Source organism: Tabrizicola soli (genome assembly GCF_015999335.1).
GTDB classification, from domain to species: Bacteria; Pseudomonadota; Alphaproteobacteria; order Rhodobacterales; family Rhodobacteraceae; genus Tabrizicola; species Tabrizicola soli.
This window is the reverse complement of the sequence record NZ_JAEACP010000030.1, coordinates 21,458-37,737: the sequence shown is the minus strand read 5'-3', so window position 1 is coordinate 37,737 and position 16,280 is coordinate 21,458. Positions and strand designations below refer to the sequence as shown.

Below are 16,280 nucleotides of genomic sequence, written 5' to 3'. Positions count from 1 at the left end.
CGGCGTCAGCCGCTCCATCTGTTCGTCCGTAAGCCAGAAAAGGTTGCTCATCTTCACCCCCGTCAGTTCGGGAGCTTGAATCATGCAGGCCGGGTCGCCTCAAGCCAATCAATGGGTCCTGACCCTAGGTCGTCCAGCGTTGAACCGCCCGGGTAGAACATGAGGCGGATTTCATTTCCGTCAGGTTTCTGGCCAATTATCTCAGCCGCCATACAGCCCATTAACGCAAATGCTGAAACAAGAACAAAGGGAACGACCTTCTTCATTCACAGATCCTCCAGTTATCCGTTTCGGAACGCTGGAATATTGTGCCTTGGAGGTCAAGCACAACGTCGTTGCGGTCAATGACCGAATGTATTGCCTGGAAGGCTGTGTGCGGACGGGGATGCACACAAGGCGCGAGCAACGGCAACCGCATGGGGATGATGCGGCTCTGGCCAACACCGTTGCTCGACGGATGGGGTGGTGGCATGAAACAGTCGCGCGCCATGTCGCTGGTCGAGTCCGTCGCCAACGTGGTCGTCGGCTACGGCGTCTCGGTCGTGACGCAGATGCTGATCTTCCCAATCTTCGGGTTGCACGCGACTCTGGCGCAGAACCTGAAGTTGGGCGCGGTCTTCACCTTGGTCAGCATCGCACGGTCCTACGCCTTGCGCCGGTTGTTCGAACAACTCCGTTGACTGGCAACAGGTCGATCACTAGCCTCAATCTCGCTGCGAAGACGGTCACGCCGTCTTGAGTGAGCCAGAGGCCACTCTGATCTCGGGGTTTTCCTGCAGGTTTCGCGGTCCGGACTGCGAAACCACGAAGGATCGGGTCTCGCGCGAGCAAGAGCTTCCTGCCGGGGAGCGTCCATCAGGACGTCGCGCATTCGCTTCTCTCGAAGTCGAATGAAGGGAGCCGTGCCATGGGAGCACTGAAACATATCCGCCGAAAGAAGATGATCGCACAAGGTGGCCGCTGCTATTATTGTGGTCTGCCGATGTGGGATGATGCCACCGAGACAGCATCGCCGCGAAAAGCCAAGGAGATGGCCGGACCAAGGATCCTGCGTTGCACCGCAGAGCATCTTCACGCGCGTTCCGACGGTGGCGGCAACTCGGCAGACAACATTGTCGCTGCCTGTTGGTACTGCAACAACCTGCGCCACCGCCGAAAGCGTCCGCTCTCACCGGAAGCACATCGCCATCGCGTTCAACAGCGCATGGCAGCTGGAAAATGGCTGGCGGCGCAAATTGGCAGAGGAGTGCTGCACACGTAGGCAACCGTCCAAGCCAATCACGAAGTTGCGCCGCCCCATTCGGGACGGCGTGGCTTGTTTGCGGTGAGTGTGGGATCAGGCGACGGGAAGCCGGTAGACCCGCCCGCGCCCCTCGACCTTCTCGGAGGTCACCTCGAGCCCGAGCTTCTTCTTCAAGGGGCCTACCATGGCCCCTCTGACCGTGTGGGCCGCCCATTCGAGCGCGGTGGCGATCTCTTCGATGGTGGCGCCGCCCGGTGCACGCAACATTTCGATCAGGGCTTCCTGCTTGGTGCCTTTTCGGCGCTGGGCAGATGCGGTGACGGTTTCGACTGGTGTCGTGGTGGCCTCGGCATCGGTGATCCCAAGCGTGCTCTGTGCCAGCGGCGTCGCGCGCAGGGTGATCGGGCCGCGCTCCTCGTCGTGCCGCCAGACGGTGTTGAGGTCGGTTGCCGGGATTTCCTCGATCAGCCCGAGCTTCAGGAGGCTCTTGCAGACATTGCCGACAGCGCCGCCCTTCAGCTTGGGGGTGACGGGAAAGACCGCGCCGTCATCGCGCGTGCAGGCCGCCGAAAGGATGACGGCTTGGGTATCGGTCAGCTGGATCTGGGTCATGGGGTCGTCTCCGTGCTCGGGGCCGCGATCGTCGCAGCCCTCCTACGACCCCAAGCCGCGCTGGGCGCGCGGCGGGAGTCTTGGAAGTGTCAGTGATCAGCGGGCGAACGCGCCTTCCTTGAACGCGCTGTCGGTGATCTCGCGCAGGCGGTCGCGGTAGTGGTTCAGGGTGCCGACATGGCCCCAGTTGATCTCGTCGGGGCTGGTCTCGAAGTGGTCGGCGCTGAGGGCGGCGAGCCGGTCCAGCATCGCGTCGATCTCGGTCTTGGCAGCGATGAAAGCGTCGAGGGCTTTGTTCGACCGCTCCCTCGAACCGGTGGCGGGCGCGGTCTCACTGTCGGTTGCACGGTGGGTCATCGTGGTGGCTCGGTGATGAGTTGCATCGTTTCGTTGGAGTGACGTTCGCTCTGTCGGCGACGCTTATCAACGAGATAAGCGCATGATATTGAATGATAATCGGAGCTGTCATGCAGGGAATGAGCGAGCGCCAATATGCCGTACATGTCGGGCTGTCGCGGGGCGCGATCCAGAAGGCGAAGGCGGCCGAACGGCTTGTGCTGTTCGCCGATGGCAGCATCGATGCCAAGGCCAGCGATGTGCGTCGGGCGGAAACCACCGACCCGTCGAAGACACGAAAGCCGCCCGAACCGAAGCTAAAGCCGGTCCCCGAGGCGGCCGTTGCAGCCGTCGGCGACACTCTGCGCGAACAGGGTCTGGCGGTGCCAGCGGTAGGCGGTGGCACGACCTATCTCCAAGCTAAAACCGCCAACGAGGTGCTGAAGGCGCAGGAACGCCGCATCCGTCTCCAGAAGCTGAAGGGGGAATTGGTCGAGCGGGCCCGCGCGCTGTCGCTGGTTTTTCGCCTGGCGCGCGAGGTGCGGGACGCATGGGTGAACTGGCCCGCGCGCGCGGCGGCGTTGATGGCGGCCGATCTCGGCGTCGAGCCAGCCGCGATGCAGAAGGTCCTTGAGAAACATGTACGCGCCCACCTCGACGAGCTTGCCGAGGTCCGGCCCGACTTCCGGTGATGATGATGGCCTGACGGACTTCGACGGCGCGGGCGAGATCTTGCGGTCTTGGGGGAACGGGCTCCGGCCCGATCCAGGTCTGACCGTTTCGGAATGGGCGGACCGGCACCGGATGCTCTCGGGCCGCGCCTCGGCTGAACCGGGGCGGTATCGCACAGGGCGCACGCCCTATATGCGCGAGATCATGGACCGGCTGTCGCCCGGCGATCCCACGCAGCGGGTCGTGTTCATGAAGGCCGCACAGGTCGGCGCGACCGAGGCGGGCAATAACTGGATCGGCTTCGCCATTCACCAGGCGCCGGGTCCGATGCTTGCGGTCCAGCCGACGGTGGAACTGGCCAAGCGCAACTCCCGGCAGCGGATCGACCCGCTGATCGACGAGAGCCCCGAGCTGCGGGAACGGGTCAAACCGGCCCGATCCCGCGACGCGGGTAACACGATGCTGTCCAAGGAGTTCGCGGGCGGCATCCTGATCATGACCGGGGCGAACTCGGCAGTAGGCCTGCGCTCCACGCCAGCGCGCTACATCTTCCTCGACGAGGTCGACGCCTATCCGGCGTCCGCCGACGAGGAAGGCGACCCGGTCACGCTGGCCGAGGCCCGGTCGCTGACCTTCGCCCATCGGCGCAAGGTGCTGCTGGTATCGACGCCCACGATCCGGGGGCTGTCGCGCATCGAGCGGGAGTACGATGCGGGCGACCAGCGGCGGTACTTCGTGCCGTGCCCGCATTGCGGTGCGATGCAGTGGCTGAAGTTCGACCGGCTGCGCTGGCAGAAGGGGCGGCCGGAAACGGCGGAATACATCTGCGAGGGCTGTGATCAGCCCATCGCGGAACACCACAAGACAGCGATGCTGGAGGGCGGCGGATGGCGGGCGACCGCCACGACCGCCGATCCGACCACGGTCGGCTACCACCTCTCGGCGCTCTATTCGCCGGTGGGCTGGCTCAGCTGGCAGCGCATCGCGCGCGGATGGGAGGCGGCCCAAGGGTCGGACGAGGCGATCAAGGCGTTCCGCAACACGATCCTCGGCGAGACCTGGGTCGAAACCGGGGAAGCCCCGGACTGGCAGCGGCTTTACGAACGGCGCGAGGCTTGGAAACCCGGCACCGTGCCCGCGGGCGGGCTGTTCCTGACCGCCGGGGCTGACGTCCAGAAGGACCGGATCGAGGTCGATGTCTGGGCCTGGGGCCGTGGTCTGGAAAGCTGGCTGGTCGATCACGTCGTGATCGAGGGTGGGCCGGATCGGCACGACGCATGGTCGGAGTTGACGGCGCTGCTCGACAGGTCCTGGCCCCACGAACGCGGCGCGCACCTGCGCATTGCACGGATGGCCATCGACACCGGTTACGAGGCCCCAGCGGTCTATACCTGGTCGCGCAAGGTCGGCTTCGCGCAGGTCGCACCTGTGAAGGGCGTCGAGGGGTTTAATCGCTCGAGCCCGGTCTCGGGGCCGACCTTCGTCGACGCGACCGAGGGCGGCAAACGACTGCGGCGCGGGGCGCGGCTCTGGACGGTGGCGGTGTCCACCTTCAAGGCCGAGACCTACCGCTTCCTGCGGCTGGAGCGCCCGACCGAGGAGGAAGGGGCCGAGGGCGCGGCCTTCCCGCCCGGCACTATCCACCTGCCGACGTGGGTGGAAAGCGAGTGGCTGAAGCAGGTCGTGGCCGAGCAGCTGGTGACGATCCGCACGAAGCGCGGCTTCGCCAAGCTCGAATGGCAGAAGCTGCGCGAGCGGAACGAGGCGCTGGATTGTCGGGTCTATGCCCGCGCCGCCGCCTGGATCGCGGGCGCGGATCGCTGGCCCGACAAGAAATGGCGCGACCTCGAGGATCAGCTCGGAGCCGTGCCGACGGAAACGGATGGCGCCGGGTGGGTGAACCGGCCGCAAGCCGCACCCCAGGGAAAACGGCAGTCAGACTGGCTTGGCCGACGCGGAGAATGGTTCTGATGACCAACTGGACGGAAACCGAGCTCTCGGCGCTGCGTCGGGCCTATGCCAGCGGCACGACCCGGGTAAGCTATGACGGCAAGTCAGTCGACTACGGCTCGGCCGAGGATCTGCTGGCGCGCATCCGCACCATCGAGCGCGCCATCGCGGGGACCACGCGGCCACTGGCGGTCGCCGGGCTGGCGGGCTTCTCCCGTGGGGATCGCTGATGCCCGCGAACTGGATGGACCATGCCATCGCCTCCGTCGCCCCGCGCATGGCGGCCCGGCGTGTGCTGGCGCGGCAAGCATTCGAGACCCTGACGCGCGGCTATGACGGCGCCGCGCGCGGGCGGCGGACGGAGGGCTGGCGGGCGCCGGGATCCTCGGCCGACACCGAGATCGGCGTGGCCGGGGCGCTGCTGCGCGATCGGATGCGCGACCTGGTGCGCAACAACCCGCATGCGGCCAAGGCCGTCGCGGTGCTGGTGAACAACATCATCGGCGCGGGCATCATGCCGCGCGCCGCCAGCGGCGACGACAAGCTCAATCGGAAGGTCGACGCTCTCTTTGAACGCTGGACGGCGGACTGCGACGCCGACGGCCAGCTCGACTTCTACGGCCTGCAGACGCTGATCTGCCGCGAGATGGTCGAGGCGGGCGAAGTCCTGGTGCGCCGCCGCCTGCGTCGCGCAAGCGACGGTCTGCCGGTGCCGCTGCAATTGCAGGTGCTGGAAGCCGACTTCCTCGACGCCACGAAGTCCGGCGCCCTAGGCGCAGGACGACTGGTGCAGGGGATCGAGTTCGACCCGGTCGGCAAGCGCCGAGCCTACTGGCTCCATGCCGAACATCCTGGCGACGCCTATGGCGCCTTGCAGAACGGTCTGCAGAGCCGCCTGGTCCCCGCGACCGAGATCGCTCATGTCTACGAGAAGCAGCGCACGCAGGCGCGCGGCGTGCCCTGGGGCGCGCCGGTGATCCGCAGCTTGCGCGATCTCGACGACTACGAGGTGGCCGAACTGGTCCGCAAGAAGACCGAGGCCTGCGTCACCGCCATCGTCTTCGGCGATGACGAGGCACAGCAGGGCATCGCGCCCTCCGTGGTCGATGCCGATGGCAACCGCGTCGAGCAGTTCGAGCCGGGGCTGATCGCCTATGCCCGTGGCGGCAAGGACATCCGGTTCAATCAGCCTGCTGCCACCGGCGGCTATGGCGACTACAAGCGGGCTAGCCTGCACACGATCTCGGCCGGGTTCCGGGTGCCCTACGAGCTGCTGACCGGGGACCTCAGCCAGGTCAACTATTCCTCGATCCGGGCGGGGCTGGTCGAGTTCCGCCGCATGATCGACGCAGTGCAATGGCAGCTCTTCATCCCGATGCTCTGCGCCCCGGTCTGGCGCTGGTTCACCGAGGCCGCATGGGCGGCGGGCCAGATCCCGACGCCGGATGTGCCGGTGGAATGGTCGCCGCCGAAGTTCGATGCCGTCGATCCCTACAAGGACGCAATGGCCGACCTGCTGGCGATCCGGACCGGCACCATGACGCTGGCGCAGGCCATCGCCCGGCAGGGCCACAACCCGGACGCGGTGCTGGCGGAAATCGCCGCGACCAACGCCAAGCTCGATGGCCTCGGCCTCGTGCTCGACAGCGATCCCCGCCGCGTCACCAAGACCGGCAGCGCGCAGGCGGGCGATCCGGCCAGTGACCCGGCCGCCCCCGCATCCGAACCAGAGAAGGAATAGGGCCATGCCCGACACGATCATGGCGGCCCCGGTCGCCCTGCCGATGCAGCTGCGGCGCGCGCCTATCCTGCCCGCGACCGTCAATCCCGAGGCCCGTTCGGTCGACGTGGTTTTCACCACCGGCGCGGCCGTCAGGCGGCGGCGCTGGACCGGCTGGGATACGTCCGTCCCCTTCGACGAGATCCTCGAGGTCAGTGAAAGGGCGGTGGACCTGACGCGCCTCAATGCGGGCGCACCGGCGCTCGACAGCCATTCGGTCTGGTCCTCGCATTCGCAGGTGGGCGTGGTCGAGCGCGCCTGGATCGAGGGCAAGGAGGGCAAGGCCACGATCCGCTTCCCGCGCGAGGGGCTCGACCAGGCCGCCGACCGCATGTTCGGCCTGATCAGCGACGGCATCATCCGCAACGTCTCGGTCGGCTATTCCATCGAGCGGGTGAAGGTGGTCGAGCCCGCCGCGAAGGGCGAGGTCGAACAGCGCATCGTCGAGCGCTGGACCCCGCTCGAGGTCAGCTTCGTGACCGTTCCGGCCGATCCCCGGGCGCAGGTCCGCGCCGCGGATCAGGCCAGCTATCCCGTCGAGATCGTCGACACCCGCATGCAAAAGGAGGCATCCATGCCTGAGAGCACGACCACCGTGGCCGGGGATGTCCCCGCCAGCACCGAGACCCGCCAGCAGCCTTTCATGGCCCCGGCGAACCCCGCACCGACCGCAGCGCGCATGCCGGAACCGGCACCCGCGCCCGATACCGAGGCCATCGCGACCCGAGCCCGCGAGGCCGAGCGCGACCGTGTCTCCACCATCTACGATCTGACCGGCCGTCTGAACCTCGAGCGCAGCTTCGCCGAGGATCTGGTCAAGCGTGGCGTCACCATCGACGAGTCCCGCCGCCTGATCCTCGACCAGGTCGCGGCCAAATCGGATGAGACCCGGACCTTCCCGCATGTCTCCGTCCCCCTCGGCGGCCGGGACGACCGCATCACCCGTCGCGACGCGGTGGCGAACGCGCTTCTGCACCGCTACAGTCCGACCCTCTTCCCGCTCGAGGATGCCGCGCGTCAGTATCGCGGCATGACCCTCTTGGAACTTGCCCGCGAAAGCCTCGGCGATGCCGGGGTCAACACGCGGGGCCTGTCGCGCGACGAGGTGGCGACGCGGGCGCTGCACTCGACCTCGGACTTCCCCGAGATCCTGTCGGCCGTCACCAACAAGACCCTGCGGCAGGCCTATGACGCCTATCCCCGGACCTTCGCGCTCTTCTGCCGCCAGGTGCTGGCCACCGACTTCAAGTCCATGCACCGCGTCCAGCTGGGCGAGGCACCGCAGCTTCTGGAGGTCGGCGAAAGCGGCGAGTTCAAGCGCGGCACCCTCGGCGAGAGCAAGGAAAGCTATCGCGTGAAGACCTATGGCCGGGTGGTCGCGATCACCCGGCAGGTGCTGATCAACGACGACCTCGACGCCTTCACCCGCATCCCGGCGATGTACGGCAACTCCATCGCCCAGCTGGAAAGCGACGTGGTCTGGGGCATCATCACCGCGAACCCGGCGATGGCCGACGGCAACGCGCTCTTCCACGCCACCCACAAGAACCTCGCAGGTACCGGTGCCGCGTTGGATGTGGCGAGCGTCGGCGCGGCGCGGGCGGCCATGGCGCTGCAGACGGGTCTCGACAAGAAGACGGTTCTGAACATCCGCCCCGCCTTCCTGATCGTTCCAGCCGCGCTGGAACTGAAGGCAGAACAGCTCGTCGCCCAGAACCTGGTGCCTGCCGACAGCGCCAAGGTGGTGCCGCAGTCGATCCGCACGCTCTCGCCGATCAGCGAGCCGCGCCTCGATGCCGCCAGCGCCACTTCCTGGTATCTTGCGGCCTCGCCGAACCAGATCGACACCATCGAGTACGCCTATCTCGAGGGCCAGCAGGGCGCCTACATCGAGACCCGCAACGGCTTTGATGTCGACGGCGTCGAGATCAAGTGCCGGCTCGACTTCGGCGCCAAGGCCATCGACTGGCGCGGCCTCTACAAGAACCCGGGCGCGTAAGGTCAGAACAGACCGTAGAGATCGCGCCGCCCGTGCACGGCGCGGACGAACTCGATGTCGTTGCCGACCATACGATAGAGCAGCAGGTAGGATCCGCTGACCAGATAACGCAGCCCGGGGCGGATATCGTCCCGGGCCGGACCCATCTGAGGGTTCTGCGCGAGATGGCTTGCGGCCTCGTCCAGCCTGTCGAGGACGCGGTCGGCTGCGGACGGATCGTCCTCGGCGATGTGCGTCCAGATATCGATCAGGTCTTCGCGGGCCGCCCGCGTGAAGAACACTCGCGGCATGAATGGTCAGGACAGGCTGCGGCGGCTGCGGGCCTCGCGCTTGATGTCGGACATGGTCGTGCCCGGCTCGGCGCGTCCGCTGGCAAGGCCCGCGTCCCAGAGTTCTCCGACAACGCGACGGGCCCGCCACTCGCGCAGCGCCTCGCGGACCACCTCGCTCGACGAGGCATAGGCCCCGCTTCCCACCGCCTCCTGCAGGAGTGCGGCGTGCTCGTCGGTGATGGAAATGCTGATCTTGCCGGCCATGTCCGATCCTCCTGCCCCAAAGGTAGGAAAAATTCGCACCACTCGCAACTGCCACCAGAGGGAAAATCACCATGCGAAACTACGTCCAGCCCGGCAATACCATCACCCTGGCCGCACCCTATGCCGTCACCTCCGGCGATGGCATGCTCGTTGGTTCCATCTTCGGGGTGGCCGCTGGCACCGCCGCCTTTGGCGAGTCGGTCGACACTGCGCTGACCGGCGTCTTCGACATCACCAAGATCGGCTCGCAGGCCTGGACCGTCGGCGCCAAGGTCTACTGGGACAACACCAACAAGCGATGCACCACGGTTGCGACTGACAACACCCTCATCGGCGTGGCGGTCGAGGCGGTGGCGGGCGGCGCGGGCGATCTGGGCGGCCGAGTTCGGCTGAACGGCGCCTTCTGATGAACGCCTTCGCCGCCGCCGTCGGTGTGCTCTTCGACGATCCGAACATCGGGCGGGACGCGGTCTACATTGCCGACGGTGGCACGTCCAAGCTGGTGCGTGTCGTCGCCCGGCGCGCCGATGCGATCACCGACTTCGGCGATGCGCGCCTCTGGTCCGAGACAACGCGGATCGACCTGCGTGTCGCCGAGGTGCCAGCCCCGCGCCCCGGCGACCGGATCGAGATCGACGGCGATTCATTCCTCATTCAGGGCGATCCCGTCCGCGACCGCGAGCGGCTGGTCTGGACCGTCGACCTACGCCCGGCGTGATGAGATGAAGCTGAAGCTCGACATTGATACTGACATCGTTGCGATGATGCAGGCCGAGGTCGCGGCCGGCGAGCGCGCTGTGTCGGCTGCGATCCGCGAGGCCGGAACCGGGCTGAAGGCGGCTTGGCGGTTGCAGATCACCGGCGCGGGGCTCGGGGCCCGGCTTGCCCGCGCCATCCGGTCGGAGCAGTTCCCGAAGGCGAGGCCAAGCCTGAATGCGGCGGCCTTGGTCTGGTCGAAGGCGCCGGTCATCGTCGGCGCCCATGACACCGGGCCGCTGATCCGCTCGAAGAACGGCCTGTGGCTGGCGATCCCAACACCCGCCGCAGGCAAGTCCCTGCGCGGCGGCCGGATCACCCCCGGCGAATGGGAACGCCGGACCGGTCTACGCCTGCGCTTCATCTATCACCGCCGGGGTCCGAGCCTGCTTGTGGCCGAAGGGCGGCTGAACGCCAAGGGTCGCGCCGTGGCTTTACGGTCGAAGACCGGCCGGGGCGTCGTGACCGCGCCGATCTTCCTTCTGGTGCCGCAGGTCAAGCTGCCTAAGCGGCTGGATCTGGCGCGGGATGCGGAGCGGGCGCACCACGCGGTGCCAGGGCTAATCGTGGCGAAGTGGGTTGAGCCAAGGTTTTAGGTCTATACCTGCCGAACAACTTCCAAGTGTTTGTACAACTCATCCACTGTTGCTGGAGTCTGGCGTTTCTTGTCCTTGAGCCATGTGACAATCCGGCTAAGTGGATAACTCCACTGCTGGAAATTGTAGCGGACTGAGCAAGTTTCGCGCGGCTCTGCTGGGTTAAAGCATTCTTCAGCATACCGGAGTATTTCAACCCCGTCCAACAGCCAACGAGTACAGTTGCCCGTGGCACTGGTGGGGCAGCACAGTAACCCGCGAACGCGCACACCATCGTCCACTATACCTGAAATGACTTGCTCAATCTTGGCGTCGTCGGCGAATAGAGGCTGAACTCTCTCTGCCACATTTTCGATGCCGTCATCAGAGTGTACCCCGCACCACTCAAGAAGTGCCTCAATCGCCTGCCTGTTTGTCTTGAGTGGACTGTTGAAGGCAACGTTCGATGCGTCGCTTTTGACTTCGCAGATGATCAAATCAATTAATCCGGGTTCGATCGCCAAGAAGGGCGCATCACCTACCACCCGATCTGTCTGCTTGTGGTTCGGCATTCGGATTGCGACGCAGTCCACCTCTGTTGTCGCTTGCCCGTGCTGCGGCGAGTGAATGATTAGCCCCGAGGTAAAATATCCGTTCAGTCGCAGGTAAAGCACCGCGAGAGCCTCATCAACGTCCCCTTGCTTCATCGTTCCACCTGATCCTAGCTGCGCAAGTGTTCAGTGGCCCTAAATTCTCTGAAAAAGCCAGTCGAAACGTTGAGTGTTGATTGCTCGAGATAATCTGAGGGCGAAGATCATTGTCCACCCCCCGCGAAACCATCCTCGCCACGCTGCATGCGCGGCTCGCGTCGCTGCCCGCCACGGCGCTGCGCGGCGATGTGCTGCCCGAGCGCGTGCCCTCGGCCGGCCTCCTCATCCTGCGCGATGGCGAGCCAGGGGAACCCGAGGTCACCCTGTCGCCGCTGCGCTACCATTATCAGCACCGGGCGGAGATCGAAGCCGTGGTTCAGGGCGCCGACCGGGACGCGACGTTTGACACGCTTTGCGCCAGCATCGGCGCGGCACTAGCCAGCGATCACACGCTGGACGGCCTCTGCGACTGGGTCGAGGCGGAGGCGCCGCGCCCGGTCGATCTTGCCGTCGAGGGGGCGGCAGGCCTGAAGGCCGCCGTGATCCCCGTGGTTCTGCATTACTCGCTGGCCGACCCGCTCGGCTGAGGCGCGACCGGAGCTGCGGCCGCTGGTTGCGCCGGTGCCACCTTGCGACGCAAGTCGCCTTCGACGATCGCGCCCGCTGCAACGCTGAGCGCCTCGTAAGTGATGCGGCCGGTGAGCCTGCCGGTCGGGTGGATGTTCACGACCGTCGCGGTGACGTCGCCTTCGACCGTGCCGCCCAGGTCGAGCTGCTCGGCGGTGATATCACCCTGCACCTTGGCATCGGATTCGACCGTCAGATGCGGACCCGCCAGGTTGCCCTTGATCTGGCAATGCACCTGGATGTGCCCCGTGCTCGTGACATGACCGTCGATCTGGAGATCGGCGGCGAGGATCGAGGCTTTGGCTGACGCGCCTGCTGGGGCTGTCAGCGCCGGCTTCTGGACAGGGTCCCGGTAGCTCACGCGCTATTCCTTCGCTTCTGGCGCGCAGGCCGTCCGGCATGCGCGCGTCTCACTCAATCTTGGTGCGGAATGCACCCCCCTTGCAAGGAGAAGAACATGGCACGTGCGCAAGGCGCGCGGGCGCAGATGGCGCTGGCGTTCGAGACCACCTATGGCACCCCGCCGGTGAGCGGCTTCACCCGGATGCCCTTTGCCAGCACCACGCTCGGCTCGGAGCAGCCGCTGTTGACCTCGGAGCTTCTGGGTTACGGCCGCGATCCCCTTGCCCCGGTCAAGGATGCGGTCACCGCCGACGGCGATGTGGTAGTGCCGATCGATGCCGAGGCCTTCGGCTTCTGGCTGAAGGCCGCCTTTGGCCAGCCGGTTACCACGGGTGTTGGTCCTTACACCCACGAGTTCCGCTCCGGGAGCTGGACCCTGCCCTCGATGTCGATCGAGACCGCGATGCCGGAGGTGCCGCGCTATGCGATGTATTCCGGCTGTGTCCTCGACCAGATCAGCTGGCAGATGAACCGCTCCGGCCTGCTGACGGCCACGGCGCGGCTGATCGCGCAGGGCGAGAGCATCGCTGCCGTGAGCGCCGCGGGCACGCCCACCGAGCCGGGGCTGACCCGGTTCGGGCACTTCAACGGCGCGATCAGCCGCGACGGCGTGGCGCTGGGCAACGTGGTCTCGGCCGAGGTGACCTATGCCAACGGCCTCGACCGGATCGAGACCATCCGCGCGGATGGCAAGATCGACGGGGCGGATCCCGGACTGGCGGCGCTGACGGGCCGGATCGATGTGCGGTTCGCAGATAGCACGCTGGTGGCGCAGGCGCAGACCGGCGATCCCTGCGAGATCGCCTTCGCCTACACGCTGCCCACGGGCGAGAGCTTCAGCTTCACCGCCCATGCCGTCTATCTGCCGCGGCCGCGGATCGAGATCTCCGGACCACAGGGGGTGCAGGCCAGCTTCGACTGGCAGGCCGCCCGGGCCGAGACCACCGGGCGGATGTGCACCGCCATCCTCGTCAACAACCGGGAGACCTTCTGATGCTGCGCCTGAACCTCACAAACCGCCCGGACTGGCTGACCCTCGTCCCCGGCCTGCGCCTGCAGATGGCGCCCCTGACCACCGCGCTGATGGTGGCGGCGCGAGCCGACCCGGCGCTGGCAATGCTGCCCGACACCGCCAGCAGCGAGGATCTGGCGCTGGCCATGGCGAAGGCCGTGGCACGGATCGCCATCCTCGACTGGGAGGGGGTCGGGGATGCGGAGGGCAATCCGCTGCCGCTTACGCCCGAAGGGATCGACGCGCTTCTGGAGATCTGGCCGGTCTTCGAGGCCTTCCAGGCGCAGTACATCACGCCCGGCCTCCTGCTGGATCAGGAAAAAAACGCCTTCGCGCCCTCGCCGACTGGTCCTTCGGCGGGGGCGAGAGCTACTGCGCGGCCTGCGAGGGGGTCTGTCCCGACTGCCCCGCACGGCTGAACCAGCCCAGGACTTTCGAGGGCTGGCAGGTCTGGGACCTGGTGCAGCGGCTTGGCGGCCAGCTGCGCGTCACGCCCGGCGCGGTGATCGGCTGGGACATGGGCGCCGCACTCGTCCTCGCCGGGGCGCTGGGCGTGAACCCGATGATCGCGGGCGAACTCCTGCCCGAGATCGAGGCGGTGATGGTGCGCAAGCTGAACGAGCAGATGGAAGGAGGCCGTGATGGCTGAGAAGAAGGTCTCCGTCCGCCTGGTGGCGGAGGGCGGACGGCGGGTGCGCGCCGAACTGGAGGGGGTTGGCGAGGCCGGGGCGAAAGGCTTCGGCCGCCTCAGCCGCGAGATGGAGCTGGCCAACACGCGGCTTGCGAGCTTCGCCCGCCGGGCCGGTCTTGCTCTCGGGGCCGCCGCTGCTGCTGCCACGGCCTCGCTCGGCCTGATTGTGCGGTCCACGGCGGAGAGCGCCGCGCAGATCCGGCAGTTCGCGCAAGTCGCCAATGCCACACCGGAGGCGCTGCAGCGCTGGACGGCCGGGGCACGGACGGTCGGGATCGAGCAGGAGAAGCTGGCCGATATCCTGAAGGACGTGAACGACCGGGTCGGGGACTTCCTGCAGACCGGCGGCGGGCCGATGGCCGACTTCTTCGAAAAGGTCGCGCCACGGGTGGGGATCACCGCGGGCCAGTTCGCCAAACTGTCGGGGCCGGAAGCCCTGCAGCTCTACGTCGACACGCTGGAACGCGCCGGGCTCAGCCAGCAGGAGATGACCTTCTATCTGGAGGCCATGGCCTCCGATGCCACGCGCCTTCTGCCGCTTCTGCGGAATGGGGGGGCGGAGATGGCGCGGCTCGGCGACCAGGCGGCAGGGCTCGGCGCGGTTCTGGACGGCAATGCCCTCGAAGCCCTGCGGCGGGTGCAACTGGCGCTGGGCACGGCTTCTCTCGTGTTCGACGGTCTCCGCAACCGGATTGCCGTGGCCGTCGCCCCGAGCGTGGAGGCGCTGGCCAAGGCCTTCGTCGCGCTGGCCTCGGAGGGTGGCATCCTGCGGACGGCGATCGATGCGCTCCTCGGCAATCTCGGCCGCCTCGCCACCTATGCCGCAACCTTCGCCGCGGTGATGGCCGGGCGCTGGGTCGCGGGGCTGGTTGCCGCCGCCCTTTCCGTTCGCGGCCTCGCCACCGCTCTCGTCTTCTTGCGCGGCGCGCTGATCCGCACCGGCATCGGCGCGCTCATCGTCGGCGCGGGGGAGCTGATCTATCAGTTCGCGCAGCTGGTCACCAAGGTTGGCGGCGTGGGAGAGGCCTTCCGGCTGCTCGGGGATCTGGCGCGGGAAGTCTGGTCCCGGATGGGCCTCGCGCTCGATGCCGGCTTCGCCCGGATGGCCGCGGGCTGGGAAGGCCTGAAGGCGGCGGGGCTCACGGCCCTCGAAGGCACCATCGCCGGTGTGGTCAGCTTCGGCGACCGGACAGCGGCGATCTTCCAGGGTGCCTATGATGCCGCGGTGGCGATCTGGGGTAGCCTGCCCGGCGCCATCGGAGACTTTGCCTTCCAGGCCGCGAATGGGCTGATCTCCGGCGTCGAAGCGATGCTGAATGCGGTGGTCACCAGGATCAACGGCTTCATCGATGGGCTGAACGGCGCGCTGGCGCTCCTGCCGGACTGGGCGGTGGGCGAAGGCGGTGTGCGGATCGGCACCCTCGATCCCGTCGAACTTGGCCGGATCGGCAACCCGTTCGAAGGCGCCGCAACGGCCGCTGGCACCGCGGCGGCGGAGGCCTTCTCGTCCGCGCTGGCCGGAAGCTACCTCACCACGCCCGACCTCGGCCTCGTGGCGATGGCCGAGGAGGCCCGCGCCACGGCTGCGGGATACCGGGAGGCGGCGGGGATGCTGGCTGAGGCCGCAGGACGGCCGCTGGCCAGCTGGCAGGCGCTGAAGGATGCCGTGACGGGAACCGGCACCGAGAGCGAAGCGGCGCTCGACGGTGCTGGCGATGCGGCGGACGCCTTGGCGGATGGCTTTGACGACGCAGGCCGGGCGGCCGGGGGCGCGGGCGCCGCGGCAAAGAAGGCGGCCGAAGAGGCCAAGGCAGGCTGGGCGCAGGTCACCCAGTCCCTCGCAGACTATGCGAAGGGCGCGATGGATTGGGGCAAGGGGCTGGGCGAGACGCTGGTCGGGGCCTTCACCTCGGCCGAGAGCGCCTTCCGGACCTTCGTCACCACCGGCAAGTTCGACTTCAAGGCGCTGATCTCCTCGATCCTCGCCGATCTGGCGACGCTGGCCTTCCGGACCTCGGTCCTCGGGCCGCTGGCCGACTGGCTCTCGAAAGGCCTCGGCGGCATCTTCGCTCCGGTCAAACATGCCGGCGGCATGGTCGGGGCGCCCGGTCCGGGCCGGATGGTACCGGCGCTTGCCTTCGCGGGTGCGCCCCGGATGCACTCCGGCGGCTGGGCCGGGCTTCGCCCGGACGAGGTGCCGGCGATCCTGCAGCGCGGCGAACGGGTGCTGTCGCGGGCCGAGGTGGCGCGCGGCATGGGCCGGGGCGGATCGATCGGCGCGGGCGGAGTGACGATCAGCATTGATGCGCGCGGCGCGCAGGCGGGGGTTGCCGAACAGATCGACGCCAGGCTGCGCGCGGCAATCCCGGAGATCGCGCGGCTGGCCCGCGCCAGCGTCGCCGACGGTCGGCGGCGCGGTCATGCGCTCTGAACGGAAGG

At 67.3% G+C, this 16,280-nt stretch carries 22 protein-coding genes; 15 read left to right on the top strand and 7 right to left on the bottom strand.

The features are described 5' to 3' along the window. Positions 1 to 80: 80 nt before the first annotated feature. A complete protein-coding gene (locus I7S92_RS21220; RefSeq protein ID WP_197647506.1) occupies positions 81 to 266 on the bottom strand; it encodes a hypothetical protein in 186 nt (61 codons plus the stop codon). Positions 267 to 470: 204 nt separating this feature from the next. Here I7S92_RS21220 and I7S92_RS21215 point away from each other — a divergent pair, with 204 nt between their 5' ends. Next, complete coding sequence (locus I7S92_RS21215; RefSeq protein ID WP_197647505.1) at positions 471 to 680, top strand: DUF7220 family protein; 210 nt, start codon at positions 471 to 473, stop codon at positions 678 to 680. A gap of 227 nt (positions 681 to 907) precedes the next feature. Further along, complete coding sequence (locus I7S92_RS21210; protein ID WP_197647504.1) at positions 908 to 1,261, top strand: HNH endonuclease; 354 nt, start codon at positions 908 to 910, stop codon at positions 1,259 to 1,261. Between the two features lie 75 nt (positions 1,262 to 1,336). Here I7S92_RS21210 and I7S92_RS21205 read toward each other — a convergent pair whose 3' ends face one another. Together I7S92_RS21205 and I7S92_RS21200 are read right to left on the bottom strand one after the other, a co-directional pair. Further along, positions 1,337 to 1,855 carry a DUF3489 domain-containing protein gene (locus I7S92_RS21205; RefSeq protein ID WP_197647503.1) on the bottom strand — a complete coding sequence of 173 codons (519 nt, stop codon included), beginning with the start codon at positions 1,853 to 1,855 and terminating at the stop codon, positions 1,337 to 1,339. Positions 1,856 to 1,951: 96 nt separating this feature from the next. Beyond that, positions 1,952 to 2,212 (bottom strand): hypothetical protein, encoded by a 261-nt coding sequence (locus I7S92_RS21200; protein ID WP_197647502.1) that lies wholly within the window; start codon positions 2,210 to 2,212, stop codon positions 1,952 to 1,954. A 110-nt stretch (positions 2,213 to 2,322) separates the two neighbouring features. Between I7S92_RS21200 and I7S92_RS21195 the strand changes: the two genes are divergently transcribed. Genes I7S92_RS21195 through I7S92_RS21175 form a run of 5 tightly spaced genes read left to right on the top strand, consistent with a single transcriptional unit; the run spans position 2,323 to position 8,592 of the window. After that, positions 2,323 to 2,883 (top strand): hypothetical protein, encoded by a 561-nt coding sequence (locus I7S92_RS21195; protein WP_197647501.1) that lies wholly within the window; start codon positions 2,323 to 2,325, stop codon positions 2,881 to 2,883. Continuing rightward, positions 2,831 to 4,834 carry a phage terminase large subunit family protein gene (locus I7S92_RS21190; protein WP_197647500.1) on the top strand — a complete coding sequence of 668 codons (2,004 nt, stop codon included), beginning with the start codon at positions 2,831 to 2,833 and terminating at the stop codon, positions 4,832 to 4,834. Before I7S92_RS21195 ends, I7S92_RS21190 begins: the two co-directional genes overlap by 53 nt. Beyond that, positions 4,834 to 5,043, top strand: coding sequence for a phage head-tail joining protein (locus tag I7S92_RS21185; protein ID WP_197647499.1), 210 nt, complete (start codon positions 4,834 to 4,836; stop codon positions 5,041 to 5,043). Before I7S92_RS21190 ends, I7S92_RS21185 begins: the two co-directional genes overlap by 1 nt. Next, complete coding sequence (locus I7S92_RS21180) at positions 5,043 to 6,554, top strand: phage portal protein (RefSeq protein ID WP_197647498.1); 1,512 nt, start codon at positions 5,043 to 5,045, stop codon at positions 6,552 to 6,554. The genes I7S92_RS21185 and I7S92_RS21180 overlap by 1 nt, the downstream gene beginning before the upstream one ends. A 4-nt stretch (positions 6,555 to 6,558) precedes the next feature. After that, positions 6,559 to 8,592: a prohead protease/major capsid protein fusion protein gene (locus I7S92_RS21175; RefSeq protein ID WP_242070335.1), complete on the top strand. Its 2,034-nt coding sequence runs from the start codon at positions 6,559 to 6,561 to the stop codon at positions 8,590 to 8,592. A gap of 2 nt (positions 8,593 to 8,594) precedes the next feature. On the opposite strand, the gene I7S92_RS21170 is transcribed toward I7S92_RS21175, so the two are convergent. Further along, a complete protein-coding gene (locus I7S92_RS21170; RefSeq protein ID WP_197647497.1) occupies positions 8,595 to 8,873 on the bottom strand; it encodes a type II toxin-antitoxin system RelE/ParE family toxin in 279 nt (92 codons plus the stop codon). 15 nt (positions 8,874 to 8,888) lie between these two features. Further along, a complete protein-coding gene (locus I7S92_RS21165) occupies positions 8,889 to 9,128 on the bottom strand; it encodes a ribbon-helix-helix domain-containing protein (protein ID WP_197647496.1) in 240 nt (79 codons plus the stop codon). A 71-nt stretch (positions 9,129 to 9,199) separates the two neighbouring features. Here I7S92_RS21165 and I7S92_RS21160 point away from each other — a divergent pair, with 71 nt between their 5' ends. Genes I7S92_RS21160 through I7S92_RS21150 form a run of 3 tightly spaced genes read left to right on the top strand, consistent with a single transcriptional unit; the run spans position 9,200 to position 10,480 of the window. Further along, positions 9,200 to 9,535, top strand: coding sequence for a DUF2190 family protein (locus I7S92_RS21160; RefSeq protein WP_197647495.1), 336 nt, complete (start codon positions 9,200 to 9,202; stop codon positions 9,533 to 9,535). Further along, positions 9,535 to 9,846, top strand: coding sequence for a head-tail joining protein (locus I7S92_RS21155; protein WP_197647494.1), 312 nt, complete (start codon positions 9,535 to 9,537; stop codon positions 9,844 to 9,846). Before I7S92_RS21160 ends, I7S92_RS21155 begins: the two co-directional genes overlap by 1 nt. Before the next feature lie 4 nt (positions 9,847 to 9,850). Next, positions 9,851 to 10,480: a DUF6441 family protein gene (locus I7S92_RS21150; RefSeq protein ID WP_197647493.1), complete on the top strand. Its 630-nt coding sequence runs from the start codon at positions 9,851 to 9,853 to the stop codon at positions 10,478 to 10,480. Between the two features lie 2 nt (positions 10,481 to 10,482). Here I7S92_RS21150 and I7S92_RS21145 read toward each other — a convergent pair whose 3' ends face one another. After that, positions 10,483 to 11,166: a hypothetical protein gene (locus I7S92_RS21145; protein ID WP_197647492.1), complete on the bottom strand. Its 684-nt coding sequence runs from the start codon at positions 11,164 to 11,166 to the stop codon at positions 10,483 to 10,485. A 110-nt stretch (positions 11,167 to 11,276) separates the two neighbouring features. Here I7S92_RS21145 and I7S92_RS21140 point away from each other — a divergent pair, with 110 nt between their 5' ends. Then, entirely contained in the window at positions 11,277 to 11,696 is a 420-nt protein-coding gene (locus I7S92_RS21140) for an acyl-CoA transferase (protein WP_197647491.1), read from the top strand. On the opposite strand, the gene I7S92_RS21135 is transcribed toward I7S92_RS21140, so the two are convergent. Further along, positions 11,669 to 12,097 (bottom strand): bactofilin family protein, encoded by a 429-nt coding sequence (locus I7S92_RS21135; protein WP_197647490.1) that lies wholly within the window; start codon positions 12,095 to 12,097, stop codon positions 11,669 to 11,671. The two genes, I7S92_RS21140 and I7S92_RS21135, sit on opposite strands and share 28 nt — an antisense overlap. A gap of 96 nt (positions 12,098 to 12,193) precedes the next feature. On the opposite strand from I7S92_RS21135, the gene I7S92_RS21130 reads away from it, so the two are divergent. Genes I7S92_RS21130 through I7S92_RS21115 form a run of 4 tightly spaced genes read left to right on the top strand, consistent with a single transcriptional unit; the run spans position 12,194 to position 16,272 of the window. Next, positions 12,194 to 13,132 carry a phage tail tube protein gene (locus tag I7S92_RS21130; protein ID WP_197647489.1) on the top strand — a complete coding sequence of 313 codons (939 nt, stop codon included), beginning with the start codon at positions 12,194 to 12,196 and terminating at the stop codon, positions 13,130 to 13,132. Further along, positions 13,132 to 13,569, top strand: coding sequence for a phage-derived protein YdaY family protein (locus tag I7S92_RS21125; protein ID WP_197647488.1), 438 nt, complete (start codon positions 13,132 to 13,134; stop codon positions 13,567 to 13,569). The genes I7S92_RS21130 and I7S92_RS21125 overlap by 1 nt, the downstream gene beginning before the upstream one ends. 41 nt (positions 13,570 to 13,610) lie before the next feature. Beyond that, positions 13,611 to 13,799, top strand: a complete 189-nt coding sequence (locus I7S92_RS21120) for a DUF7697 family protein (RefSeq protein WP_242070338.1) — start codon at positions 13,611 to 13,613, stop codon at positions 13,797 to 13,799. Then, positions 13,792 to 16,272 carry a phage tail tape measure C-terminal domain-containing protein gene (locus I7S92_RS21115; RefSeq protein ID WP_197647487.1) on the top strand — a complete coding sequence of 827 codons (2,481 nt, stop codon included), beginning with the start codon at positions 13,792 to 13,794 and terminating at the stop codon, positions 16,270 to 16,272. The genes I7S92_RS21120 and I7S92_RS21115 overlap by 8 nt, the downstream gene beginning before the upstream one ends. Positions 16,273 to 16,280: the final 8 nt, after the last annotated feature.